Genomic DNA, 24,943 nt, shown 5'->3' with positions numbered 1-24,943 from the left:
TATGGCAAAGCAACGGATCGTGGTGGGACTGAGCGGCGGGGTCGATTCCGCGGTCACGGCGCACCTGCTCAAGCAGCAGGGGCACGAGGTGGTCGGCATCTTCATGAAGAACTGGGAAGACGACGACGACAGCGAATACTGCTCGTCGAACATCGACTTCGTGGACGCCGCCAGCGTGGCCGATGTGCTGGGCATCGAGATCGAGCACGTCAATTTCGCGGCCGACTACAAGGACCGCGTGTTCGCCGAGTTCCTGCGCGAATACAAGGCCGGCCGCACGCCCAACCCCGACGTGCTGTGCAATGCCGAAATCAAGTTCAAGGCCTTTCTCGACCACGCGATGCGCCTGGGCGCCGAGAAGATCGCCACCGGCCACTATGCGCGCGTGCGGCTGAATGAGGCCACCGGCAGGCACGAACTGCTCAAGGGGCTCGACCCCTCCAAGGACCAGAGCTACTTCTTGCACCGGCTGAACCAGGCACAGCTGTCCAAAACACTGTTCCCTGTGGGCGAGCTGCACAAGACCGAGGTGCGCCGCATCGCGGAAGAAATCGGCCTGCCCAACGCGAAGAAGAAGGATTCGACCGGCATCTGCTTCATTGGCGAGCGGCCGTTCCGCGAGTTCCTCAACCGCTACATCTCCAAGGAGCCGGGGCCGATCAAGGACGACCGCGGACGCAAGCTCGGAGAGCACCAGGGCCTGAGCTTCTACACACTGGGCCAGCGGCAGGGGCTGGGCATCGGCGGCGTCAAGGAGAAGGGCGCGCAGCGCGGCTCGGGCGACCACTCGCCGTGGTTCGTGGCGCGCAAGGATGTCGAGAAGAACACGCTATGGGTGGTGCAGGGGCACGATCATCCCTGGCTTTTGTCTTCGGCGTTGACGGCCGGCGATGCGAGCTGGGTCTCGGGCGAAGCGCCCGCGCCGGGCAGCTATGGATCGAAAGCGCGGTATCGCCAAGCCGATGCGGCCTGCGAAATGAGTGACACGAATGCCGGCGGCGATGCCGCGGCGGGCTTCAGCCTGCGCTTCGGCGAGCCGCAATGGGCGGTCACGCCGGGCCAATCGGCCGTGCTCTATGACGGCGAGCGCTGCCTCGGCGGCGGGGTCATCGTCTGACCCACGTGAAGCCGAAGCCGGCGCGCCGCAGCCGTCAGCGCACCGATTCGTCGACGTGGATCAGGTCGAGCGGATACCGCTTCCCGGCCAGATAGTCTTCGACGCACTGCAGCAGCAGTGGGCTGCGATGCCGCGGCACGCTGGCGCGGATTTCATCGGCGCTCATCCAGACGGTGCGCACGATGCCCTCGTCGAGCGCGCGGCCCGCTTCCCTTGGGCCGAGTTCGCCGGCGAATGCGAAGCGTATGTAGGTCACGTCTTCCTTGCTGCCCGTCCGGTGGCTCGAGCGCGCCATGTAGATGCCGACCAGCGCGGTGGGCGCGAAGGCATGGGCGGTTTCCTCGAGCGTCTCGCGCGCGCAGCCTTCGATGGGCGATTCACCGGGGTCCAGGTGTCCCGCGGGCGTGTTGAGCCTGAGCCCCTGGGCCGTGTGCTCTTCGATCAGCAGGAACCTGCCGTCCTGCTCGATCACCGCGGCGACGGTGACATTGGGTTTCCAGCGGGATATCGTCATGTGTCTGGTTTTAGCGCAGCGCGTAGCCGCTGAAGCGCCAGATGCGATCGCGATCGAGGTGAAAGCTCACGAGTTCGCGCAAAGTGCCATCCGGCTTGTTGCTGAAACGGGTTTCGTACTCGATGCTGACATATTGGCCGGCCGTCTCCGCGTCGGGGTCGGCCACCGCCTGACGATTGATTGCCACCCAGGTCCGCTGCAACGGCGCGCCGAGCGGCGAACGGCTCCTGGAAACCTTGGCAACGAAGTCGATGCGCGTCACGCGCTTTCGGGTTGCGGGCGTGGCCCCGTCCCAGAGTTCTTCGGCCTTGCCTTGGTCGATGATCTGGACCGCCTGCATCCCGCCCCGCACCATGTCGCTGGCTTCGACGTCTTCCGCAGCCGCGGCGCCGGCGAGGGCACCCCAAAGCAATGCGGCGGTCAGCAACAGCCTGGTTGTCGTTTTCATCGGCTTCATTTTTCGTGCGGCGTTGGAATGAAGCGGTTGGAGACGGTATCTCCGCAGAGATTCCCCGCCAGTTCGAGTTGAAGCCGCCACGCGCCTAGCGCGCGAGGCCGTCGGAAGGCGTATTTGTCTCGATGGTTTCCAGCCGGTAGCCCATGCCGTAGATGGCCAGCAGCAGGTATCCGCTTGCGGGGCGCAAGGCGAGCTTGGTTCGGAGGCGCGAGATGTGGGTGTCGAGCGACCGCGAGAGCGCTTCTACGCCAAGTCCCCACACGGCTTCGTGGAGATGCTCGCGCGACAGCAGGCGGCCCAGGTTCTGGAACAGGAACAGGGCCAGTTCGTACTCGCGGTTTTTCAGGTCGACCTGCACGCCCTTGACCTTGAGAATGCGCGAGGGCGGGTAGAAGTGGTAGTCGCCGAATACCAGTTCCGGTTCATGCTGGGCGGGGTAAGACCGGCGCAATAGCGCATTGACGCGCGCTTCGAGCTCTTTGGCGCGACCGGGATTGGCCATGAAATCGTCGGCGCCGGCATTGAGCCCTTCGACCACGTCGGCATCGTCGCGCTGCGCGTTGACGAAAAGAATAGGCAGGCGGCTTTTGAGTTCATTGCGAACTGTCTTTACCACGTCGATGCCCCGAATATCTGGCAATCCCCAATCGAGAATCAAAAGATCGAAGGTTTGCCGGCGCAGCGCCTGTAGCAGTTTTCGTCCTTCGGTGTAGGGGTGACATTCGTGTCCGAACCCCGCCATAGCCTGGTTGATCAGTTGAAGCTGATCAGGCTCGTGATCAAGTACTGCAATACGCATTCCATCCCCTTCTTCCGACCATCGCCAGCCTCTGTGTGCCATCGAACGGGAAGTGTATCTATCTGCGTCTTGAGTAATAAAGATGGCCTGCAATTAATGCACGTTATTCGAATTTTTCTGGGCCGACTGACTGCAGTCGAGAACAATTGAAAACAAATATCCATTTACTTGTATTAAAGGAATTAAGTGCGAATGCGTGGTGGACGAACATCCCCGGAAATGGCTTCCCCGCCCAACGCAACAGAGAGGGAGTCATGGGGTGCTCGATTTCAGCGCCCCGGCGTCGCTAGCATTTATATAGCTACGAATGCAATGATCACGGTCATCAAGAGCCAATAGATACTGCGATTCAGGCGACAGTGATGCCCGTAATCTTGCTGTAAGCTCTGCCCGCGTTCCGTGTTGCCCTTGCCCTGAGGAGATCTCTATGCTGATAGGCGTGCCTGCCGAAACGACGGCCGGCGAAACCCGTGTGGCCGTTACACCCGAAACGGTGAAGAAACTTGTCACCGCGGGGCACACCATTCGCGTGCAGTCGGGGGCCGGCGTGGCAGCCAGCGTCACCGATGCCGCCTACATTGCAGCCGGGGCTGAAATCACCGACGTGGCGGGTGCCTTCGGGGCCGACATGGTGCTCAAGGTGCGCTCGCCGAACGACGCCGAAGCCGCGCTGATGAAGCCGGGCACTGTCGTCATCGGCATGCTGAACCCCTTCGACGCCCCCGGCCTGCAGCGGCTGGCCACGGCCGGGCTCACCGCCTTTGCGCTCGAGGCCGCACCGCGCACCACCCGGGCCCAGAGCATGGACGTGCTCAGCTCGCAGGCCAACATCGCCGGCTACAAGGCCGTGATCATGGCGGCCGACAAATACCAACGCTTCTTCCCCATGCTGATGACCGCCGCCGGCACCGTGAAGGCGGCGCGCGTGGTCATCCTGGGCGTTGGCGTGGCGGGCCTGCAGGCCATTGCCACCGCCAAGCGCCTGGGCGCCGTGATCGAGGCTTCCGACGTGCGCCCGAGCGTGAAGGAACAGATCGAATCGCTCGGCGGCAAGTTCATCGAGGTGTCCTACGACACCGACGAAGAGAAAGAAGCCGCGGTCGGCGTCGGCGGCTACGCCAAGCCCATGCCCGCCAGCTGGCTCGCGCGCCAGCAGGTCGAAGTGGCCAAGCGCGTGGCGCTGGCCGACATCGTCATCAGCACCGCGCTCATCCCCGGACGCGCCGCACCCACGCTCATCACCGAGGACATGGTCAAGTCGATGAAGCCCGGCTCGGTCATCGTCGACATCGCGGCCGGCAAGGGGCCCGACGTGAACGGAGAGATGAAGGGCGGCAACTGCCCGCTGTCGGAAGCCGACCGCACGGTGGTGAAGCACGGCGTGACCATCGTGGGCGAAACCAATCTGCCGGCGCTGGTGGCGGCCGACGCGTCTGCGCTCTATGCGCGCAACGTGCTCGACTTCCTCAAGCTCATCGTCACGAAGGAGGGCGGGCTCAAGATCGACCTCGAAGACGACATCGTCGCTGCCTGCCGCGTTGCGCAGGACGGCCAGGTCACGAAGAAATAAGCGGTCACGCGAGGAGAAAAATCATGGATCCCGTTTCCCATACCGTCATCAACCTCATCATCTTCGTGCTGGCCATCTACGTGGGCTACCACGTGGTGTGGACCGTCACGCCCGCGCTGCACACGCCGCTGATGGCCGTGACCAACGCGATCTCGGCCATCGTGGTCGTGGGCGCCATGCTGGCAGCCGCGCTCACCGAAACCACGCTGGGCAAGACCATGGGCGTGCTCGCGGTCGCACTCGCGGCGGTGAACATCTTCGGCGGCTTCCTCGTCACGCGGCGCATGCTCGAGATGTTCAAGAAAAAAGAGAAGAAGACCGCAGCACCCAAGGCTGAATCGGGAGCTGCCCAATGAGCATGAACGTCGTCACGCTGCTCTACCTGGTTGCCAGCGTCTGCTTCATCCAGGCCCTCAAGGGCCTGAGCCATCCCACCACGTCCATCCGCGGCAACCTCTTCGGCATGACCGGCATGGCCATCGCGGTGGTGACCACCGGTGCGCTGATCTACAACCTGGCCGGCGGCAACCTCACGGGCCTGGGCTGGGTCCTGCTGGGGCTGGTGGCGGGCGGCGGCTACGGCGCCTACCGCGCCAAGACGGTCGAGATGACCAAGATGCCCGAGTTGGTGGCGTTCTTCCACAGCATGATCGGCCTGGCGGCGGTGTTCATCGCGATCGCGGCCGTGGTCGAACCCGCGGCCATGCTCGAAGGCCTGGCCAAGGGCGCGCCCATCCCCACCGGCAACCGGCTCGAGCTGTTCCTGGGCGCGGCCATCGGCGCCATCACCTTCAGCGGCTCGGTCATCGCCTTCGGCAAGCTCTCGGGCACCTACAAGTTCCGGCTGTTCCAGGGGGCACCGGTGCAGTTCGCGGGCCAGCACATGCTGAACCTCGTGCTCGGCCTGGCCATGATCGGGCTCGGGCTGGTGTTCATGTTCACCGAAAGCTGGCCGGCGTTCTTCGCGATGCTGGCGCTGGCCTTCGTGATGGGCGTGCTCATCATCATTCCCATCGGCGGCGCCGACATGCCGGTGGTGGTGTCGATGCTCAACAGCTACTCGGGTTGGGCGGCCGCGGGCATCGGTTTCAGCCTGAACAACGCGATGCTGATCGTGGCCGGTTCGCTGGTGGGCTCTTCGGGCGCGATCCTGAGCTACATCATGTGCAAGGCCATGAACCGCTCGTTCTTCAACGTGATCCTGGGCGGCTTCGGCGGCGAGGCGGTCAGTGCGGCCGGCGGCGCGAAGGAGCAGCGGCCGGTGAAAAGCGGCAGTGCCGACGACGCGGCTTTCGTCCTGGGCAACGCCGAGACGGTGGTCATCGTTCCGGGCTACGGCCTTGCGGTGGCACGCGCGCAGCATGCCGTGAAAGAACTCGCACAGAAGCTCACCGACAAGGGCATTACCGTGAAGTATGCGATCCACCCGGTGGCGGGCCGCATGCCGGGCCACATGAACGTGCTGCTGGCCGAGGCCGAGGTACCCTACGACCAGGTGTTCGAGATGGAGGACATCAACGGCGAATTCGGCCAGGCCGATGTCGCAATCATCCTGGGCGCCAACGACGTGGTGAACCCTGCGGCGCACACCAAGGGCAGCCCGATCTACGGCATGCCGATTCTGGAAGCCTACAAGGCCAAGACGGTGATCGTGAACAAGCGCTCCATGGCGGCGGGCTATGCCGGCCTGGACAACGAGCTCTTCTACATGGACAAGACCATGATGGTCTTTGGCGATGCGAAAAAAGTAGTGGAAGATATGGGCAAGGCCATCGAATAGGCCAAAGGTCCGCACCCGCGCAGTGCGGGCCGGATCGTCGCGGCGCCGTCAAGTGCGCCGTTTTCGTTTTTTGAATTACCGATTTGGAGGAGACACATCCATGACCGATCGTCCCTGGCTCGGCAGCTACCCGCAAGGCGTGCCTGCCGATATCGATCCTTCGCAATACCCGTCGCTGGTGGCGCTCATGGAAGAGAGCTTCACCAAGTACGCCGACCGCACGGCCTACAGCTTCATGGGCAAGGACGTGAGCTACGGGGAGACCGACAAGCTCAGCAAGGCCTTCGCGGCGTACCTGCAAGGCCTGGCGCTGGTCAAGGGCGACCGCGTCGCGGTCATGATGCCCAATTGCCCGCAGTATCCGATTGCGGTCGCGGCCATCCTGCGCGCCGGGCTGATCCTGGTGAACGTGAATCCGCTGTACACACCGCGCGAACTCGAGCACCAGCTGAAGGACTCGGGCGCGAAGGCCATCGTCATCATGGAGAACTTCGGCACCACGCTGCAGCAATGCATCGCGGCCACGCCCATCAAGCACATCGTGCTGGCGGCCATGGGCGACCGGCTCGGCTTCCTGAAGGGTGCGCTCGTCAACTACGTGGTGCGCAACGTCAAGAAACTGGTGCCGCAATTCAGCCTGCCGGGCGCGGTGCGCTTCAACGATGCGCTCGACCAGGGTGCGAGCCGCACGCTGCAAGTGCCTGTCATCGGCCCCGACGACGTGGCCGTGCTGCAGTACACCGGCGGTACCACGGGCGTTTCGAAGGGCGCAGTGCTGCTGCATCGCAACGTGATCGCCAACGTGCTGCAGTCCGAAGCCTGGAACGAGCCCGCCATGGCGCAGGTACCGGCCGGCGAGCAACCCACGGGTGTTTGCGCGCTGCCGCTGTATCACATCTTCGCCTTCACGGTGGGCATGATGCTGAGCATGCGCACGGGCGGCAAGCTGATCCTGATTCCGAATCCGCGCGATCTGGCGGGCGTGCTCAAGGAGCTGTCCAAGCACACGATCCACACCTTCCCGGCGGTCAACACGCTGTTCAACGGGTTGGCGAACCACCCTGATTTCAACATCGTCAACTGGAAGAACCTCAAGGTCTTGGTGGGCGGTGGCATGGCGGTGCAGGCGGCGGTGGCGAAGCTCTGGCTCGAGAAAACCGGCTGCCCGATCTGCGAGGGCTACGGCCTTTCCGAAACCTCGCCTTCGGCCACTTGCAACCCGACCAACAGCAAGGCCTACACGGGCACCATCGGCTTGCCGCTCCCGAACACCTGGCTCAAGCTGCTCGACGACGAGGGCCGCGAGGTGCCGCCGGGCCAGCCCGGCGAAATCGCCATCAAGGGCCCGCAGGTGATGGCCGGCTACTGGCAGCGCCCCGACGAAACCGCCAAGGTCATGACGGCCGACGGCTACTTCAAGAGCGGCGACATCGGCATGGTCGACGAGCGCGGCTACTTCAAGGTGGTCGACCGCAAGAAGGACATGATCCTGGTCTCGGGCTTCAACGTGTACCCGAACGAGATCGAAGACGTGGTGGCGCAGATTCCGGGCGTGCTCGAATGCGCGGCAGTCGGCATCGTCGACGAGAAGACCGGCGAGGCCGTCAAGCTCGTGATCGTCAAGAAGGACGGCTCGCTGACCGAAGCGCAGGTGCGCGAATACTGCAAAGCAAACCTAACGGGTTACAAGCAACCGCGAATCGTGGAGTTCCGCACCGACATGCCGAAGACGCCGGTCGGAAAGATTCTGCGCCGCGAACTGCGAGACGCCAAAAAGTAAGGGTTCGGCCCGGGTAGGGCGGCGGCATCGATCTTGCATATTGCGGATCGATGCTTCGCTTCCTACTCACGCGCGTGAGCTTGCTGGTGCCGACCTTCATCGGCATGACGCTGCTTGCCTTCTTTCTCATCCGGCTGGTGCCGGGCGATCCTATTGAAACCATGGCCGGCGAGCGCGGGATCGACCCCGCGCGCCATGCGCAGCTGCGCGCGGCCTACGGCTTCGACAAGCCGGTGATCGTGCAGTACGGCATCTACATCGGCCGTGTGCTGCACGGTGATCTCGGCAAGTCGCTCATCACGCAGGACTCCGTGATGGGCGAGTTTCTGGCGCTGTTTCCCGCCACGGTCGAGCTCGGCGTGTGCGCGATTCTCCTGGCGCTGCTGCTGGGGCTTCCGGCCGGCATTCTTGCGGCGGTGCGGCGCAATTCCATCTTCGACCATGGCGTGATGGCCACCTCGCTCACCGGCTATTCGATGCCGATCTTCTGGTGGGGGCTGCTGCTGATCCTGTTCTTCTCGGTGCAGCTGGGGTGGACGCCCGTTTCCGGGCGCATTTCGGTGCAGTACTTCGTCGAACCGGAAACCGGCTTCCTGCTGATCGATGCGCTGCGCGCCGGCGACACCGATGCCTTCTGGTCGGCGCTGCACCACCTGATTCTTCCGGCCATCGTGCTCGGCACCGTGCCGCTGGCCGTCATCGCGCGCATGACGCGTTCGGCCATGCTCGAGGTTCTGGGCGAAGACTACATTCGCACCGCGCGCGCCAAGGGCCTTTCGGGCCTTCGCGTGGTGGGGCTGCATGCGCTGCGCAACGCGCTGATTCCGGTGGTCACGGTGATCGGGCTGCAGGTGGGCGTGCTCTTCACGGGCGCGATCCTCACCGAAACCATCTTCTCCTGGCCCGGCGTGGGCAAGTGGCTCATCGAGGCCATCGGCCGGCGCGACTATCCGGTGCTGCAGGGCGGCATGCTGCTGCTCGGCGGCATCGTGATGCTGATCAACCTGCTGGTCGACGTGACCTACGGCGTCATCAACCCCAGGATCAGGCGCTGAACATGGCATCGACCCAGATCGTTTCCGCACCTGGTGCGAGCAGCAAGGCGCCGCCCGGCCCGTGGCGCGAGTTCTGGACCGCGTTTTCCGCGAACCGCGGCGCGGTCATCGGGCTCGCCACTATCGCGCTGCTGCTGCTCGTTGCATTGTTCGCGCCGTGGATTGCGCCGCATGCGCCGAACGAAACCAACAGCGCCGTCTTCCTGCTGCCGCCGGCGTGGCAGGAGGGCGGCTCGGCCAGCTATCTGCTGGGCACCGACGCCATCGGCCGCGACATTCTTTCGCGCCTCATGTTCGGCGCGCGGCTCTCGCTGTCGATCGGCGTTGCCGTGGTGGCGCTGTCGGTGGTCATCGGCGTGGTGCTCGGGCTGATCGCGGGCTTCTTCCGCGGCGTGCTGGAGATCGCGATCATGCGGATGATGGACATCGTCCTCACGATGCCGAGCCTGCTGATGGCCATCGTGATCGTCGCGATCCTCGGGCCGGGGCTGATCAACGCGATGGTCGCGGTGGCCATCGTCGTGCTGCCGCACTATGTGCGCATCACGCGCGCCGCTGTCATTGCCGAGATCTCGCGCGACTACGTGACCGCCGCGCGCGTGAGCGGCGCCGGCACGCTGCGCCTGATGTTCCGCGAAGTGCTGCCCAACTGCGCCGCGCCGCTGATCGTGCAGGCCTCGCTCGGCATCTCGACCGCCATCCTCGATGCGGCGGCGCTGGGCTTCATCGGCCTCGGCGCGCAACCGCCTTCGCCCGAGTGGGGAACGATGCTGGCCGACGCGCGCGAGTTCGTGTTGCGCGCCTGGTGGGTCGTCACTTTTCCGGGCCTGGCGATTCTCGCGGCCGTGCTGGCGTTCAATCTGCTCGGTGACGGTCTGCGCGACGCGCTCGACCCGAAGCTCAAGCGCTGAAGCAAAGGAGACGAACAAATGCCTTTGCTGGACATCAAGAACCTGCACGTCGAATTTCCCACCCAGGGCGGCGTGCTGCACGCCGTCGACGGCGTGAGCCTTTCGCTCGAGGAGGGCGAGGTGCTCGGCATCGTCGGCGAATCGGGGTCGGGCAAGAGCGTGACGATGATGGCGCTGATGGGCCTCGTCGGCTTTCCGGGCCGCGTGCGCGCGGACCACATGCGCTTTGCGGGCAAGGAGCTGCTTGGCATTTCCGACAAGGCGCGCCGTACGCTGGTCGGAAAGGAAGTCGCCATGATCTTCCAGGAGCCGACCACCAGCCTCAACCCCTGCTTCACCATCGGCTTCCAGCTGATGGAAACGCTGCGGCTGCACCTGCATCTGGACAAACGCACGGCGAAGAAGCGCGCGACCGAGTTGCTCGAGCAGGTCGGCATACCCGCCGCGTCTTCGCGCCTCGGCAGCTATCCGCACCAGCTTTCGGGAGGCATGAACCAGCGCGTGATGATCGCGATGGCCATTGCCTGCAACCCGCGCCTCTTGATCGCCGACGAGCCGACCACCGCGCTGGACGTGACCATCCAGGCGCAGATTCTCGACCTGCTGCGCGAGCTGCAGAAAGAGCGCGGCATGGCGCTGGTGCTCATCACGCACAACATGGGCGTGGTCAGTGAAATGGCGCAACGCATTGCCGTGATGTATGCGGGCCAGGTGATGGAGCAGCAGCGCGTCGACCGGCTCTTTGCAAACCCTCAGCATCCCTATACCGAAGCGCTGCTGGCCGCGCTGCCCGAACGTGCCGCGCCCGAGGGCCGGCTTGCCACCATCGCGGGCGTGGTGCCCGGCGTGCACGACCGGCCGTCCGGCTGCCTCTTTGCGCCGCGCTGCAGTTACGTGACGACGAAGGCCTGCAACGTGCGCCCGGCGCTGCGCGCGGTCGAGTCGCAGCCAGGCGCCGAAGTTCGTTGCCATTTTCCGCTCGGCGAGCCCGGCCGGATGGCGGCCATCGAGGCGGACCGGCCCCAAGCCGTGGAGGCGCTGCCATGAGCGTTGTACCTGCCGATGTCGTCGTGGAGGCACGCAACCTGCAGCGCACGTATGCCGTGCGGCGCGGCATGTTCCGCGCGCCTGCGCAGCTGCGCGCCGTGGGCGATATTTCGTTTCGCATCGAACGTGGCCGAACGCTGGCGGTGGTGGGCGAATCGGGGTGCGGAAAGTCCACGCTGGCGCGCATGGTCGCACTGATCGAGAAGCCGACGGCCGGGCAGCTCACGCTGGTCGGCCACGATGCGGTGAGCCCGCCGCCCGAGCATCGGCGCGAACTGCGCCAGGCCGTTCAACTGGTGTTCCAGAACCCCTACGGTTCGCTGAACCCGCGCAAGAAGATTTCGACCGTGCTCGAAGATCCGCTCGCGATCAACACCACGCTCGGCAAGCCCGAGCGGGCCGCCAAGGCCCGCGAGATGCTCGCGCGCGTGGGCCTGCGGCCCGAGTACGCGAACCGCTATCCGCACATGTTCTCGGGCGGCCAGCGCCAGCGCATTGCCATTGCGCGCGCGCTCATGCTGGAGCCGCGCCTCCTGGTGGCGGACGAGCCGGTGTCGGCGCTCGACGTGTCGATCCAGGCGCAGGTGCTGAATCTGCTGGCAGACCTGCAGGCCGAGCTTGGCCTGGCCTATCTCTTCATTTCGCACGACCTGGGCGTAGTGCGGCACATTGCGCACGACGTGCTCGTGATGTACCTCGGCCATGCGGTGGAGCAGGGGCCCAAGGCGCGCATCTTCGCGCGGCCGCTGCATCCGTACACGCAGGCGCTGCTGGCGTCCACGCCAGGTCTCAGCAGCCAGCGCATCGTGCTCAAGGGCGAGCTGCCTTCGCCGCTCGACCCGCCTTCGGGCTGCGTCTTCAACACGCGCTGCCCGCACGTGACGCAGCGCTGCCGCGAAGAGAGGCCCTTGCTGCGCGCACTCGACGAGCGGCTGGTGGCCTGCCACTACGCCGAGAAGTTTCTCGATGGCGCGCCGCCGGTGCGCGCCGATATGCCGTTGTCTCCGCCGTTCGTCGCGCCTCTGGCGATGAACCTCTAGTTCACTTCAACCCGTGTCCCAAGGAGTTGCCATGAAGACCCAGCCATCTGTTTCGCGCCGTTCGCCAAGGCTTGCCGCGCTGCTCGCGCCGACGGCACTCGCCGTACTCACATTAGCCTGCGGCGCCGCGTCCGCCAAGACGCTGGTCTATTGCTCGGAGGGCAGCCCCGAGAACTTCTACCCGGGCGTGAACACCACCGGCACTTCGTTCGACGTGACCACGCAGGTCTACAACACCATTGTCGAGTTCGAGCGCGGCGGCACCAAGGTCGTGCCTGGCCTGGCGGAAAAATGGGACATCTCGGCCGACGGCACGCAGTACACCTTTCACCTGCGCAAGGGCGTGAAGTGGCACAGCACCAGCAAGACCTTCAAGCCCACGCGCGACTTCAACGCCGACGACTTCATCTTCATGCTCGAGCGGCAGTGGAAGGAGAGCGATCCATTCTTCAAGGTCACGAGCCAGAACCACTCCTACTTCAACGACATGGGCATGCCCAAGCTGCTCAAGTCGGTCGACCGCATCGACGAGTACACGGTCAAGATCGTGCTCAACCAGGCCGAGGCGCCGTTCCTTGCCAACCTCGCGATGCAATACGCCGGCATCCAGTCGAAGGAATACGCCATTGCCATGCTGAAGGCCGGCACGCCCGAGAAGGTCGACCAGGACCCGATCGGCACCGGACCGTTCTACCTCGTGCAGTATCAGAAGGACGCGGTCATCCGCTTCAAGGCCTTCCCGCAGTACTGGGGCGGCAAGGCGAAGATCGACGACCTCGTGTTCGCGATCACGCCCGACGCCTCGGTGCGCTGGGCCAAGCTGCAGAAGGGCGAATGCCACGTCATGCCGTACCCGAATCCGGCCGACCTCGACGCGATCCGCAAGGACCCGAACGTGCAGGTGCTCGAGCAGCCCGGCCTCAACGTGGGCTACCTCTCGTACAACACCACCAAGAAGCCGTTCGACGACGTGCGCGTGCGCAAGGCCATCAACATGGCGATCAACAAGAAGGCGATCATCGACGGTGTGTACCTGTCGACCGGCGTGGCCGCGAAGAACCCGATTCCGCCCACCCTGTGGTCCTACAACGACGCGGTCAAGGACGATCCGTACGATCCCGAAGCCGCCAAGAAGCTGCTGGCGCAGGCCGGTTTCCCGGACGGTTTCTCGACCGACCTCTGGGCCATGCCGGTGCAGCGGCCCTACAACCCGAATGCCAAGCGCATCGCCGAACTGATGCAGGCCGACCTCGCCAAGATCAACGTCAAGGCCGAGATCAAGAGCTTCGAGTGGGGCGAATACCGCAAGCGCCTGCAGGCCGGCGAGCACCAGATGGGCATGCTGGGCTGGACCGGCGACAACGGCGACCCGGACAACTTCCTGTACACCCTGCTGGGCTGCTCCTCGGCCAAATCGGCCAGCGGCAGCAACATTTCGAAGTTCTGCTATCAGCCGTACGAAGACCTCGTGCTGAAGGCCAAGAGCGCGACCAAGCAGGCCGACCGCGATGCGCTCTACAAGAAGGCACAGGTCATCTTCAAGGAGCAGGCGCCGTGGTTCACCATCGCGCATGCGGTGCAGCTGAAGCCGGTGCGCAAGGAAGTGGTCGACTTCAAGCTCAGTCCCTTCGGCCGCCACACCTTCTACGGCGTGGACATCAAGTAGGCGATGGGCGCACCCGTTGCCATCGTCGCAGCCATGCACGAGGAGCTGAGCGCGCTCCTCGCGCAGATGCCGGACGAGCAGCGCGTGCGCGCCGCGGGGCGCGACTTCTGGGTCGGCCATTTGCACGGCCAGCCCGTGGTCGCCGTGCTGTCGCGCATCGGCAAGGTCGCGGCGGCGGTAACGGCCACGGTGCTGCTCGAGCGCTTCGGCGTGCGGGCGATCGTGTTCACCGGCGTTGCCGGCGGGCTTGCGCCGGGCGTGAATGTGGGTGACGTGGTCGTTGCAACGCAGCTGCTGCAGCACGATCTCGATGCCTCGCCGATCTTCCCGAAGTACGAGGTGCCGTTGATGGGCATGGCGCGCTTCGCGGCAGATGCGGCAATTGCCGATGCGCTTTCGGGCGCGGCGGCGGACGTGTTGCGCGACCCGGTCGCGTTGATCGGACAGCCGGCGGTCGACGAGTTCGGCATTCGGTCCCCTAAGGTGCACCGTGGCCTGCTGGTGAGCGGCGACCGATTCGTGTCGACCACCGCCGAGAGCGAGGCGCTGCAGCGCGCTCTGCCCGACGCGCTCGCGGTCGAAATGGAAGGCGCCGCGATGGCGCAGGTGTGCCACGACTACGGCGTGCCGTTCGCGGCCATGCGCACCATCTCCGATCGCGCAGACGACGCGGCGCATGGCGATTTCGCGCGCTTTGTCGTCGAGGTGGCGAGCCGCTACAGCCTTGCGCTGGTCGGCGCGTGGCTGGCCGCGCTGCCGCCTTCTGGCGAAGCGCCTACTGCTACTTGAGCTACTTGAGCCAGCCGCGCCGGCGGAAGTACCACATCGGCACCAGCGCGCTCGCCGCCATCAGCGCCAGCGCGTACGGGTAGCCCAGCGACCAGTCGAGCTCGGGCATGAACTTGAAGTTCATGCCGTAGATGCTCGCGATCAGCGTGGGCGGCAGCAGCGCCACGCTGGCCACCGAGAAGATCTTGATGGTCTTGTTCTGGTTGATGTTGATGAAACCGACGGTCGCATCCATCAGGAAGTTGATCTTGTCGAACAGGAAGGCCGTGTGGTTGTCGAGCGATTCGATGTCGCGCAGGATCTGCCGCGCCTCTTCGAACTGCTCGGCATTGAGCATGCGGCTGCGCATCATGAAGCTCACCGCGCGGCGCGTGTCCATCACGTTGCGGCGGATGCGGCCGTTCAAGTCTTCCTGCCGCGCAATGGCGCCGAGCACCTCGCCGGCGAGTTCGTCGCTCACGTTGCCTTCGAGCACCTTCTTGCCGGCAATCTCGAGTTCGTCGTAGATGTTTTCGAGCGTGTCGGCCGAGTATTCGGCGTCGGCGTCGAACAGCTTGAGCAGCACTTCCTTCGCGTCTTCAATGAGGCCCGGCGCGCGGCGCGCACGCATGCGCAGCAGGCGGAACACCGGCACGTCTTCGTCATGAATCGAGAACAGCACGCCGCGGCTGCGCAGTTCGGTGTTGTGCTGGTTCAGGATGAACGCAACGCGCACCGAGCGCGGGTCTTCGTCGTCGTCGATCAAAAAGTCGGAGCGGATGTGCAGTTCGCCGTTGTCTTCTTCATAGAAGCGAGCCGACTCCTCGATGTCCTCGTCCATCGCGTCTTCGGGAATCGAGAGGCCGTAGTACTGCTTGATCCAGCGCTTTTCCTCGAGCGTGGGCGATTCGAGGTCGACCCAGATCGGCTGGAACTTGGAAAGCTCCTCCAGCGATTCGATCTCTTCCTGGACAAGGCGACCGTTGGCGAGCGTAAAGATATTGAGCATGGCTCACTCCCGTGAAATGACTGATGCGATGGGGCGAGGGAGGGGCGCTTTCAATTCCCAAGCCCGGCAAGCAGGCGTCAGAAGGGAGTTGAAAGCTGCCGAGACGGGGCGGTTTCCATGGTGCGGTCTCCAGTTGCAGCGAGGCGCGATTATGTCATCGGCCATGTGACGGCGAGCTCGCCGATCTGGATGGACATACAGTAAAGTCACGGGCATGCAGACCGCTGCGCTCCCCGTTTTTTCTGCCCCCGGTGCCACGCAGGCCGAGCGCCTGGCCGCCGCGCTTGGCGCGCTCAACGACGAGCAGCGCGCCGCGGTCGAGCACGGCATCGGCGCGCTGGTCGGCCGCGACGAGCGTCCGCTGCTGGTCATTGCCGGTGCGGGCTCCGGCAAGACCAGCACGCTGGCGCACCGGGTGGCGCACCTGATTGCTGGCGGTGTCGATCCGCAGCGCCTGCTGCTGCTGACCTTCTCGCGCCGTGCTGCGCAGGAAATGGAGCGCCGCGCGGGCCAGGTGCTGGCGCGCGTGCTCGGGCTCAAGTCTGAAAAGCCGCCTGCGCTGCCCTGGGCCGGCACTTTCCACGGCATCGGCGCGCGCCTGCTGCGCGAATACGCCGCGCACATCGGCCTGAACGACAACTTCACCATTCACGACCGGGGCGACGCCGAAGACCTGATGGGCCTGGTGCGCCACGAACTCGGCCTGTCGACGAGCGTGAACCGCTTTCCGCGCAAGGGCACCTGCCTTTCGATTTATTCGCGCTGCGTCAACACGCGCGCCCCGCTGGCCCAGGTGCTTGCGGAGGCCTTTCCCTGGTGCGCCGAATGGGAAGCCGAGCTCAAGCGGCTGTTCGGCGCCTACGTGGAGGCCAAGCAGCAGCAGAACGTGCTCGACTACGACGACCTGTTGCTCTACTGGGCGGGCATGGTGGCCGAGCCCGCGCTGGCCGGCCTGATCGGCGCGCGCTTCGACCACGTGCTGGTCGACGAATACCAGGACACGAACCTGCTGCAAGCCTCGATTCTTCTCGCGCTCAAGCCCGACGGGCGCGGCGTGACGGTGGTGGGCGACGACGCGCAGTCGATTTACTCCTTTCGCGGCGCAACGGTCCGTAACATTCTCGACTTTCCGTCACAGTTTTCGCAGGCTGCGCGGGTCGTCACGCTCGAGCGCAACTACCGTTCCACGCAGCCGATTCTCGATGTCTCGAACCGTGTCATCGCGCAGGCCGCCGAGCGGCACGCCAAGACGCTCTGGACCGACAAGCCCTCCGCGGGCAGGCCGCAACTGGTGCTGGTGCCCGACGAGGCGCAGCAGGCGGTGTGGGTGGCCGACAAGGTGCTGGCGCACCGCGAAGGCGGCCTCGCGCTCAAGTCGCAAGCGGTGCTGTTTCGCACCTCCACGCACAGCGCGCCGCTCGAGCTGGAACTGGCGCGCCGCAACATCCCGTTCGTGAAATACGGAGGCCTCAAGTTTCTCGAGGCCTCGCACGTGAAAGACCTGCTCGCGGTGCTGCGCTTCGCGGAAAACCCGCGCGGGCGCATGGCGGGTTTTCGCGTCACGCAGCTCATTCCGGGCATCGGGCCCGCCACGGGCGCGCGGTTGCTCGATGCCATGGACCAGGCGGCCGACCCGGCGGCGGCCGTGCGCGATTTCGTGCCGCCGCCTGCCGCGCGCGCCGAATGGGCGGTGTTTGCCGAAGCCTATGCCGCGTTGCGGGCGCCGTCCCTGCCCTGGCCGGCCGACGTCGAGCTGGCGGTTCGCTGGTACCTGCCGCATCTCGAGCGGCTTTACGACGACCCCTCGGGTGTGCGGCGCGGCGACGTCGAACAACTGGCGCGGCTCGCGTCGGGCTACGGCTCGCGCGAGCGCTTCCTGACCGAGCTCACGCTCGATCCACCGGAGGCCACCAGCGACCGCCCCGGCCCGCCATCGCTCGACGAGGACTACCTGATCCTCTCGACCATCCACTCGGCCAAGGGCCAGGAGTGGAATTCGGTGCATGTGCTCAACGTGGTCGACGGCTGCCTGCCGGCCGACGTGGCGCAGAGCGCGCACGAGCTCGAAGAGGAGCGGCGCCTGCTCTACGTCGCAATGACCCGGGCGCGCGACCATCTGCACCTGCTGGTGCCGCAGCGTTTCTACGTGACGCAGCAGGCCGTGCGCGGCGACCGGCATCTTTATGCCAACCGCACGCGCTTCATCTCCGAACGCGATCTTGCGGGCTTCGAACAGCAGACCTGGCCGCCCGCGCCAGAGCGGCCGCCCGCGGTGCCGCCGCCGGCCGCGGTGATCGACCTGCGTAACCGGATGCGTGCGGCCTGGAGTTGAAGCCCCCCGGGCAACTCAGGTATTGCAATACCGTGACAGCTTGGGCATAGTGAATCGACCTTCCCCTCTCTTCTCACTTTCTCCCTCTCTTTTCTCTTCCCTTCCTCTCCCCCGCACCCATCTGTATTTCGCCGGCCGCGCTTCATTCCGAAGTGCTGGTCATTTCCCAACCGTCAATTCCAGGAGGTCTTTCATGAATTTGACGATCAGCGGTCATCACCTCGACGTCACACCTGCCTTGCGCACTTACGTCACGAGCAAGCTGGACCGGATCACCCGACATTTCGACCAGGTGGTCGATGTCAAGGTGATCCTCACGGTGGAAAAGCAAAAGGAAAAGGAACGCCGGCAAAAGGCGGAATGCAACATTCACGTCAAGGGCAATGACATGTTCGCGGAATCGAGCCACGCTGATCTTTACGCCGCGGTCGATGAACTGGTCGACAAGCTCGACCGGCAAGTGGTGCGCCACAAGGACCGCCTGCAAGACCACCATCACGCGGCCCCCAAGCGCGTGATGTAGGCACGGGCAAGTGCTGCGGCCAACCCCCTGTGCAAGCCGCCTTCGGGCGGCTTTTTGCTTTTTATTACCTTGTTTTCTCCCCTTGATTCCCGGGCTCCTGGGCAACATGTAGATAAAAAGTAAGTAACCGGACTGGGGGTTTTTACCAAGCAGGTGCATAATCGCCCCCGCCCCGCACTCACCATGAATCGCCTCGCGTCCATCCTGCCGCCCGCTCAAGTACTCGTGAGCGTTGACGCTACGAGCAAGAAGCGTGCTTTTGAAGAAGCAGGTTTGTTGTTCGAGAGCCTTCACGGCTTGGGCCGCGCCCTGATCACCGACAGCCTGTTTGCGCGCGAGCGGCTCGGTTCCACCGGGCTCGGACATGGGGTTGCCATTCCACATGGCCGCATCAAGGGCCTGAAGGCTCCCATGGCCGCGGTTTTCCAGCTGGCGAATCCGATCGGTTTCGACGCGCCGGACGAGCAGCCCGTCGGCCTGCTGATCTTCCTGCTGGTGCCCGAGGCGGCCACCCAGAAGCACCTTGAAATCCTCTCCGAAATTGCCGAGTTGCTGAGCGACGCCGGCCTGCGCGAGCAGATCAAGTCGAGCACCGACGCGGCCGCGCTGCACGGACTCATTGCGAGCTGGCAGTCGACGCAAGTCGCGTAGAGGTGCCTCTCGCACCCCTGCGAAGCCGCGCCAGCGGCCCCGCGGCGCCGGTTCCGAGGTATTCTGGCCCGCTCCAACACTAGGCGCTGAGCGCCATCTCCCGCACGCATGAAGCCGACCGTCATCAGCGCCGACGCCATGTTCGAGGAATTCCGCGGGTCGCTCCGCTGGGAATGGCTCGCAGGGCTCGGTGCCTCCGAACGCCAATTCGACCCCGAAGTCATCAGCCGCGCCCAGTCGGCGGCCGATCTGGTCGGTTACCTCAACTACATCCACCCGTACCGCGTGCAGATCCTGGGCGCCCGCGAGGTGGCCTACCTGACGCGCGGCAGCCAGGAAGACTGCGCCCGGCGCATTGCCCGCATCGTCACGCTGGAACCCCCGATGCTGGTGCTGGCCGATGGCCAGGCCGCGCCGGACGAACTGCTATCGATTTGCGAGCGCGCCCAGCTGCCGCTGTTCGCCACCCGCGAATCGTCGGCCTTTGTGATCGACCTGCTGCGGGCCTACCTGTCCAAGCATTTCGCTGAACGCACCTCGATGCACGGGGTGTTCATGGACATCCTGGGCATGGGGGTGATGATCACCGGCGAATCGGGGCTCGGCAAAAGCGAGCTCGGGCTGGAGCTGATTTCGCGCGGCAACGGCCTGGTGGCCGACGACGCGGTCGACCTTTACCGCATCAACCAGAACACCATCGAGGGGCGCTGCCCCGACCTGCTGCTGAACCTGCTGGAAGTGCGCGGCATCGGCTTGCTGGACATCCGCGCGATCTTCGGCGAGACGGCCGTGCGCCGGAAGATGCGGCTCAAGCTCATCGTGCACCTGGTGCGACGCGACAGCTTCGAGCGCGACTACGAGCGCATGCCTTCCGCGCCGCTCACGCAGGACGTGCTGGGCATTCCGGTGCGCAAGGTCATCATCCAGGTGGTGGCCGGGCGGAACATCGCCGTGCTGGTGGAAGCCGCCGTGCGCAATTCGATCCTGCAATTGCGCGGCATCGACACCTATGCCGACTTCGTGGCGCGCCACCACAAGGCCATGGAAAACGGCCGCGACGGGGACTGACCGGCTACCGCTTGCTGGTGCAGTCGCCGCAAAGACCGTACAGCGACATGGCGTGGTCCTGCAGGATCCAGCCCTTGTCCTTGGCGATCATCTGCTGGCGGCGCTCGATCTCGGCGTCGTAAAACTCCTCGACCTTGCCGCAAGAGGTGCAGATCAGGTGGTCGTGGTGCGTGCCCTCGTTGAGCTCGTACACCGCCTTGCCGCTCTCGAAATGGCTGCGTTCGAGGATGCCGGCCTGCTCGAACTGCGTCAGCACGCGGTAGACCGTGGCCAGGCCGATGTCCGAGTGCTCGTTCAAAAGCACGCGAAACACGTCTTCGGCCGTCATGTGGCGCTGGCTGCCGGTCTGGAAGATCTCGAGGATCTTCAGGCGTGGCAATGTGGCCTTGAGGCCGGTATTCTTGAGTTCGTCGATGTTGGCCATGATGGTTCCTGCCCAGTGCTGCAGGCGGGCCCCCAAGGGGCCAGCCGCTACAATGGCCGATCATATCGCTACCCCCCTTTTCTCCCATGCCTGCCATTCTCCAACGCCGTCCCTGGCTGCTGGCTGCGGCCGTCGCCGCGACGTTCTGCCTCAGCGCCTGCAGCGGTTTCAGCGATCGCACGCGTGGTGCGCTGTCGGCCATCACGCCCTACAAGGTCGAAGTGGTCCAGGGCAATTTCGTGTCGAAGGAACAGGTCGAGGCTCTCAAGCCCGGCATGTCGCGCCAGCAAGTGCGTGAAATCCTCGGCACCTCGCTGCTGACCGACGTCTTTCACAAGGATCGCTGGGACTACGTCTTCACGATCAAGCGCCAGGGCGTCAATCCGCAGGAACGCCGCCTGACCGTCTTCTTCAAGGGCGAGCTGCTCGAGCGCTTCGAAGGCGACCCGATGCCCAGCGAAGAAGAATTCGTCGCCACGCTCGACACTCGCAAGAAGAGCGGCAAGATCCCGCCGCTCGAAGCGTCGGAAGAAGAGCTCAAGAAATTTGCGCCCAAGGAAGACAGCAGCAAAAAGGCCGATGCCACCGCCACGGCCGCGAGCCAGCCGCCGCTGCCGGCCGCGTATCCCCCGCTCGAAGCGGCGCGCTGAGCACGCGCCACCCAGCGAGGGCGGGCGCACCCGCCAAGTCAGGCGGGCGCGTGCAGGTCCCCATGCCCAATTTCGAAGGCTGAATCCGCGTGACTGAATCCATTTCTTCTCCTATTTCCGAGTCTTCCACGCCCGCCTTGCGGCGCATCGCCATTGCGGGGGCTTCGGGCCGCATGGGCCGCATGCTGATCGAGGCCGTGCGCGAGGCGCAGGATTGCCGCCTTGCCGGCGCGCTCGACAGGGCGGAGAGCGACGCCATCGGTGCCGATGCGGCCGCTTTCCTCGGCTTCACGAGCGGCGTGCCAATCGTCTCCGACCTGCGCACCGGCCTGCAGGATGCCCAGGTGCTCATCGACTTCACGCGCCCCGAAGGCACGCTCGCGCACCTGGCCATCTGCCGCGAACTCGGTGTGCAGGCCGTCATCGGCACCACCGGCTTCAGCGACGCGCAAAAAGCCGAAATCGCCGAGATCTCGAAGGACATCGCGATCATGGTCTCGCCCAACATGAGCGTGGGCGTCAACGTCACCTTCAAGCTGCTCGAAATGGCGGCCAAGGCACTGTCGACCGGCTACGACATCGAGATCATCGAGGCGCACCATCGCCACAAGGTCGATGCGCCCTCGGGCACCGCGCTCAAGATGGGCGAAGTCATCGCCGAAGCGCTGGGCCGCGACCTGAAGGAATGCGGCGTCTACAGCCGCGAAGGCATCACCGGCGAGCGCGACCCTTCCACCATCGGCTTCTCCGCCATCCGCGGCGGCGACATCGTGGGCGACCACACCGTGCTGTTCGCCGGCACCGGCGAGCGCATCGAAATCACCCACAAGTCGGCCAGCCGCGTGACCTACGCACAGGGCGCGCTGCGCGCCGTGCGCTTCCTGGCTGGGCAGAAGTCGGGCCTGTTCGACATGTTCGACGTGCTCGGCCTGCGCTGAAATGACGGCCCCCCGGCTTACCACTTCGTGTGTTTCGCCACCCCCCGTGGGTGAGGCGCGGCTCGCCTTGGGGCGGCCCGGCGGCGGCCGCAACCGATGAGCGTGCTCGAACTGCTGACCCAGGGCGACGGCGTCAGCCGCTCGGTGGCCGCGCTACTGCTCGCGATGTCGATCTCGAGCTGGGTCGTCATTCTCTGGAAAGCCTGGCTGCTGCGCGGCGGCACGCGCGACGTGCTGCGCAGCATTGCGGCGTTCTGGCAGTCGGCCACGCTGGCCGACGCGGAGCAGCGGCTCAAGGCTTTTGACCGGGCAACCCTGGTGCTGCCGGCGGTGAGCGCCATCAAGAACGCGGCCGCGGATGTCAACAGTGCAACGCTCGGTGCCACGGGCGACCGCAATCAGCGCCTCACGCGGGTGTTGCGCGAGGCATTGCATGGCGCGCTGCGCCGCCTGCAGTCCGGCCAGATCCTGCTCGCCACGGTCGGTGCCACGGCGCCCTTCGTCGGCTTGCTCGGCACGGTGTGGGGCATCTACGGTGCGCTCTCCGGCATTGCCGGCCAGACGGGCGGCTTCACCATCGACAAGGTGGCGGGCCCGGTGGGCGAGGCGCTGGTGATGACGGCTTTCGGCCTGGCCGTGGCCATTCCGGCCGTGCTGGCCTACAACGTGTTCGGCCGCGTCATCGGCCGCGTCGAGGCCGAGCTCGAAGGCTTTGCCCACGACCTGCTCGGCAGCTTCGGCAGCGCGCCGGCCCCTGCCGCGCCGCCGCCCGCACGGCCGATGCCGGTTTCGGCCTAGTCGAACAGGGCACACGCACCATGGCCTTCGGTCGCACCTCGCTAGGCAGCAGTGCCGCTGGCGGTGGACGTGCGACGGGCGCCGGCGGACAGCGGCCGCTGTCCGACATCAACGTCACGCCGCTGGTCGACGTGATGCTGGTGCTGCTGGTGATCTTCATCATCACCGCACCGCTGATGGCAAGTTCGATCAAGCTCGATCTGCCGCAGACCGATGCCGGCCAGCCCAACGACACGCCCAAGTTCGTGAGCGTGTCGGTCGATTCATCGGGCAAGGTCTTCTTCAACGACCTGGCGGTTACCGATGAAGAGTTGGCCGATCGATTGCAGAAAGCCGCGACGGACAGCAAGGACACCGAAGTGCAGCTGCGCGCCGACCAGACCGTGCCCTACGGCAAGGTGGTGGCGCTGATGGGCATTGCGAACAAGGCAGGCTTGAGCCGCATCGGGTTCGTGACGGACGCACCCACCGCGAATCCGGCACCGCCGAATTCGCGCTGACGCAAGAAGGCCGGCCGGTTGATCAGCCCGTTCAATCGGGCGCCGATGCTTCGCGCTTCTTCAGGCCCGGCAGTGTCCAGCCCAGCGTCATGCCCGCGGCGGCCAGCAGAATGGCGGTAGCGCCGACAAGCTGCGCGGGATGCAGCCGCTGGCCGAAGGCGACATAGTCCACGCCGATCGCCACCACCGGATAGATGAACGACAGTGCGCCGGCCATGTGCGTCGGCAGCTTCTGGATCGCGCCGTAGAGCAGCGTGAAGACCAGCCCCGTGTAGACAACCCCCATGGCCAGGTGCGTGCCCCACACGGCGCCGTCCTCCGGCAGTTGCGCCAGGTTGGCGAACGGCGCCAGCAGCACGATGCCCACGCAGACCTGAACGAGCGCGATCAGGTGCGGCGGCGTGCCGTTGAGCTGCTTCGCAACGATGGCTGCAATGGCGTAGAAGAATGCGGCCCCCAAAGCCATCAGGATGCCGAGGAAATACGAAGTACCGCCCGTGCCGCCGCCCGGCTTGGCCTCGGCAATCAGCAGCACGCCCGCGAACGCGATGCCGAGCCACGCCAGCTTGGCCGCCGTCAGCCGCTCTGAAAAGAACAGGGCGCCAAGACCCACCAGCATGAACGGCTGGGTGTTGTAGACCGCCGTGGCAATCGAGATCGACGCGTGCGAGAACGACGCGAAGATCAGCAGCCAGTTGAGCACCAGCGCCGCACCGCCCAAGGCTGCCAGCGCCACCACGCGCAGCGTCAGCAAGCGCCTGCGAAGCAGCCCGAGCGCGGCGCACACCGCAAGCAGCGTGGCGGCCCCGAAGGCGCAGCGCCAGAACAGCAAGTCGACCAGCGGCTGGCCGGAGCGCACGACGAACCATCCGATGGTTCCGGAGATCACCATCGCCGCGCTCATTTCGAGCGCGCCCCGCAGTTGTCTTTGCATGACCGAAGTTTGTGTGAAGCAAGCCTCAGGTTGCCACCGAAGGAGCGCAAGGCCTATGATTTTCCGAAGGGAAAAATCTATTCGAGGCTATGAAAACAAGGCAAAGCCGCCATGCCTCCAAAGGATCTGAAATGCTGGACGAAGTCGAACAAAAGATTCTCGAGTCATGCAGCAGGACGCACGCATTTCACTGAAAGACCTCGCGGCCCGGGTCGGCATGTCTTCGCCGAGCGTCTCGGAGCGCCTTCGCCGGCTCGAAGAGCGTCGCGTGATTCGCGGCTACACGGTCGACATCGACCCGAAGGCGCTGGGCTATCAGCTGCAGGCCATCGTTCGCATCCGTCCTTTGCCCGGCCATCTGCATGCCGTTCAGGCACTGATCGAAAACACGCCCGAATTCAGCGAGTGCGACAAGGTCACCGGTGAAGACTGCTACATCGCGCGCCTGTTCGTGCGATCCATCGAGCAGCTCGACCAGGTGCTGGACCGCATCGTCGACAAGGCCGAGACGCACACGGCCATCGTCAAGTCGCAGCCGATACGCCGGCGGGCGCCGCCGCTGCGCATCGGCTGAGGCATCGGCCGAGACAGCGGCCGAGGCACCGGCCAGCG

General features: G+C 65.1%; 25 protein-coding genes and 1 pseudogene. 20 read left to right on the top strand and 6 right to left on the bottom strand.

Annotated elements, in window-relative coordinates; translation table 11 throughout:
* The first annotated feature begins 1 nt into the window (after position 1).
* Entirely contained in the window at positions 2 to 1,117 is a 1,116-nt protein-coding gene (gene mnmA, locus ABIC94_RS15635; protein WP_354373915.1) for a tRNA 2-thiouridine(34) synthase MnmA, read from the top strand.
* A gap of 34 nt (positions 1,118 to 1,151) precedes the next feature.
* Here mnmA and ABIC94_RS15630 read toward each other — a convergent pair whose 3' ends face one another.
* The 3 genes from ABIC94_RS15630 to ABIC94_RS15620 form a co-directional block, all read right to left on the bottom strand.
* Positions 1,152 to 1,631, bottom strand: coding sequence for an NUDIX hydrolase (locus ABIC94_RS15630; RefSeq protein ID WP_354373914.1), 480 nt, complete (start codon positions 1,629 to 1,631; stop codon positions 1,152 to 1,154).
* Between the two features lie 10 nt (positions 1,632 to 1,641).
* Positions 1,642 to 2,079: a DUF4019 domain-containing protein gene (locus ABIC94_RS15625; RefSeq protein WP_354373913.1), complete on the bottom strand. Its 438-nt coding sequence runs from the start codon at positions 2,077 to 2,079 to the stop codon at positions 1,642 to 1,644.
* A gap of 94 nt (positions 2,080 to 2,173) precedes the next feature.
* Positions 2,174 to 2,887, bottom strand: coding sequence for a response regulator transcription factor (locus ABIC94_RS15620; RefSeq protein ID WP_354373912.1), 714 nt, complete (start codon positions 2,885 to 2,887; stop codon positions 2,174 to 2,176).
* A gap of 427 nt (positions 2,888 to 3,314) precedes the next feature.
* Between ABIC94_RS15620 and ABIC94_RS15615 the strand changes: the two genes are divergently transcribed.
* The 10 genes from ABIC94_RS15615 (at position 3,315) to ABIC94_RS15570 (ending at position 14,525) form a co-directional block, all read left to right on the top strand.
* Positions 3,315 to 4,457, top strand: coding sequence for a Re/Si-specific NAD(P)(+) transhydrogenase subunit alpha (locus ABIC94_RS15615; RefSeq protein ID WP_354373911.1), 1,143 nt, complete (start codon positions 3,315 to 3,317; stop codon positions 4,455 to 4,457).
* Positions 4,458 to 4,480: 23 nt separating this feature from the next.
* Positions 4,481 to 4,813, top strand: coding sequence for an NAD(P) transhydrogenase subunit alpha (locus ABIC94_RS15610; RefSeq protein WP_354373910.1), 333 nt, complete (start codon positions 4,481 to 4,483; stop codon positions 4,811 to 4,813).
* Positions 4,810 to 6,237, top strand: a complete 1,428-nt coding sequence (locus ABIC94_RS15605) for an NAD(P)(+) transhydrogenase (Re/Si-specific) subunit beta (protein WP_354373909.1) — start codon at positions 4,810 to 4,812, stop codon at positions 6,235 to 6,237. Before ABIC94_RS15610 ends, ABIC94_RS15605 begins: the two co-directional genes overlap by 4 nt.
* A gap of 100 nt (positions 6,238 to 6,337) precedes the next feature.
* Positions 6,338 to 8,017: a long-chain-fatty-acid--CoA ligase gene (locus ABIC94_RS15600; protein ID WP_354373908.1), complete on the top strand. Its 1,680-nt coding sequence runs from the start codon at positions 6,338 to 6,340 to the stop codon at positions 8,015 to 8,017.
* 50 nt (positions 8,018 to 8,067) lie between these two features.
* Positions 8,068 to 9,072, top strand: coding sequence for an ABC transporter permease subunit (locus ABIC94_RS15595; protein ID WP_354373907.1), 1,005 nt, complete (start codon positions 8,068 to 8,070; stop codon positions 9,070 to 9,072).
* A 2-nt stretch (positions 9,073 to 9,074) separates the two neighbouring features.
* Complete coding sequence (locus tag ABIC94_RS15590; protein ID WP_354373906.1) at positions 9,075 to 9,983, top strand: ABC transporter permease subunit; 909 nt, start codon at positions 9,075 to 9,077, stop codon at positions 9,981 to 9,983.
* Positions 9,984 to 10,001: 18 nt separating this feature from the next.
* Entirely contained in the window at positions 10,002 to 11,030 is a 1,029-nt protein-coding gene (locus ABIC94_RS15585) for an ABC transporter ATP-binding protein (RefSeq protein ID WP_354373905.1), read from the top strand.
* Entirely contained in the window at positions 11,027 to 12,070 is a 1,044-nt protein-coding gene (locus ABIC94_RS15580; RefSeq protein WP_354373904.1) for a peptide ABC transporter ATP-binding protein, read from the top strand. The genes ABIC94_RS15585 and ABIC94_RS15580 overlap by 4 nt, the downstream gene beginning before the upstream one ends.
* 31 nt (positions 12,071 to 12,101) lie before the next feature.
* The gene (locus ABIC94_RS15575; protein WP_354373903.1) at positions 12,102 to 13,736 is read left to right on the top strand and encodes an ABC transporter substrate-binding protein; all 1,635 of its coding nucleotides are present in this window, start codon (positions 12,102 to 12,104) and stop codon (positions 13,734 to 13,736) included.
* Between the two features lie 3 nt (positions 13,737 to 13,739).
* Entirely contained in the window at positions 13,740 to 14,525 is a 786-nt protein-coding gene (locus ABIC94_RS15570; RefSeq protein WP_354373902.1) for a 5'-methylthioadenosine/adenosylhomocysteine nucleosidase, read from the top strand.
* 1 nt (position 14,526) lies between these two features.
* Here ABIC94_RS15570 and corA read toward each other — a convergent pair whose 3' ends face one another.
* Positions 14,527 to 15,513: a magnesium/cobalt transporter CorA gene (gene corA, locus ABIC94_RS15565; RefSeq protein WP_258503637.1), complete on the bottom strand. Its 987-nt coding sequence runs from the start codon at positions 15,511 to 15,513 to the stop codon at positions 14,527 to 14,529.
* A 214-nt stretch (positions 15,514 to 15,727) separates the two neighbouring features.
* On the opposite strand from corA, the gene ABIC94_RS15560 reads away from it, so the two are divergent.
* The 4 genes from ABIC94_RS15560 (at position 15,728) to hprK (ending at position 20,087) form a co-directional block, all read left to right on the top strand.
* On the top strand, positions 15,728 to 17,845 hold the full coding sequence (locus tag ABIC94_RS15560) for an ATP-dependent helicase (protein ID WP_354373901.1): 2,118 nt from the start codon (positions 15,728 to 15,730) through the stop codon (positions 17,843 to 17,845).
* A 193-nt stretch (positions 17,846 to 18,038) separates the two neighbouring features.
* A complete protein-coding gene (hpf, locus tag ABIC94_RS15555; protein ID WP_126748817.1) occupies positions 18,039 to 18,368 on the top strand; it encodes a ribosome hibernation-promoting factor, HPF/YfiA family in 330 nt (109 codons plus the stop codon).
* Between the two features lie 183 nt (positions 18,369 to 18,551).
* A complete protein-coding gene (locus ABIC94_RS15550) occupies positions 18,552 to 19,019 on the top strand; it encodes a PTS sugar transporter subunit IIA (protein WP_354373900.1) in 468 nt (155 codons plus the stop codon).
* Between the two features lie 108 nt (positions 19,020 to 19,127).
* On the top strand, positions 19,128 to 20,087 hold the full coding sequence (gene hprK / locus ABIC94_RS15545; protein ID WP_307703254.1) for an HPr(Ser) kinase/phosphatase: 960 nt from the start codon (positions 19,128 to 19,130) through the stop codon (positions 20,085 to 20,087).
* Between the two features lie 4 nt (positions 20,088 to 20,091).
* Here the strand turns inward: hprK and fur are convergent, their stop codons facing one another.
* Positions 20,092 to 20,511 (bottom strand): ferric iron uptake transcriptional regulator, encoded by a 420-nt coding sequence (fur, locus tag ABIC94_RS15540; RefSeq protein WP_354373899.1) that lies wholly within the window; start codon positions 20,509 to 20,511, stop codon positions 20,092 to 20,094.
* Positions 20,512 to 20,597: 86 nt separating this feature from the next.
* Here fur and ABIC94_RS15535 point away from each other — a divergent pair, with 86 nt between their 5' ends.
* The 4 genes from ABIC94_RS15535 to ABIC94_RS15520 all read left to right on the top strand — a co-directional run bounded on the left by ABIC94_RS15535 (position 20,598) and on the right by ABIC94_RS15520 (position 23,397).
* Positions 20,598 to 21,161, top strand: a complete 564-nt coding sequence (locus ABIC94_RS15535; RefSeq protein ID WP_354373898.1) for an outer membrane protein assembly factor BamE — start codon at positions 20,598 to 20,600, stop codon at positions 21,159 to 21,161.
* 89 nt (positions 21,162 to 21,250) lie between these two features.
* Complete coding sequence (dapB, locus tag ABIC94_RS15530; RefSeq protein WP_354373897.1) at positions 21,251 to 22,099, top strand: 4-hydroxy-tetrahydrodipicolinate reductase; 849 nt, start codon at positions 21,251 to 21,253, stop codon at positions 22,097 to 22,099.
* A gap of 96 nt (positions 22,100 to 22,195) precedes the next feature.
* Positions 22,196 to 22,897 carry a MotA/TolQ/ExbB proton channel family protein gene (locus ABIC94_RS15525; RefSeq protein ID WP_354373896.1) on the top strand — a complete coding sequence of 234 codons (702 nt, stop codon included), beginning with the start codon at positions 22,196 to 22,198 and terminating at the stop codon, positions 22,895 to 22,897.
* 20 nt (positions 22,898 to 22,917) lie between these two features.
* Complete coding sequence (locus tag ABIC94_RS15520; protein ID WP_354373895.1) at positions 22,918 to 23,397, top strand: ExbD/TolR family protein; 480 nt, start codon at positions 22,918 to 22,920, stop codon at positions 23,395 to 23,397.
* Between the two features lie 31 nt (positions 23,398 to 23,428).
* On the opposite strand, the gene ABIC94_RS15515 is transcribed toward ABIC94_RS15520, so the two are convergent.
* The gene (locus ABIC94_RS15515) at positions 23,429 to 24,331 is read right to left on the bottom strand and encodes a DMT family transporter (protein WP_354373894.1); all 903 of its coding nucleotides are present in this window, start codon (positions 24,329 to 24,331) and stop codon (positions 23,429 to 23,431) included.
* 131 nt (positions 24,332 to 24,462) lie between these two features.
* On the opposite strand from ABIC94_RS15515, the pseudogene ABIC94_RS15510 reads away from it, so the two are divergent.
* Positions 24,463 to 24,905: pseudogene (locus ABIC94_RS15510) on the top strand (Lrp/AsnC family transcriptional regulator).
* The last annotated feature ends 38 nt before the right edge of the window (positions 24,906 to 24,943 follow it).

It is taken from the genome of Variovorax paradoxus (assembly GCF_040544635.1).
Classification (GTDB): domain Bacteria; phylum Pseudomonadota; class Gammaproteobacteria; order Burkholderiales; family Burkholderiaceae_C; genus Variovorax; species Variovorax paradoxus_R.
Note: the sequence above shows the minus strand (reverse complement) of the source record. Positions and strands in the feature narration are given on the sequence as shown.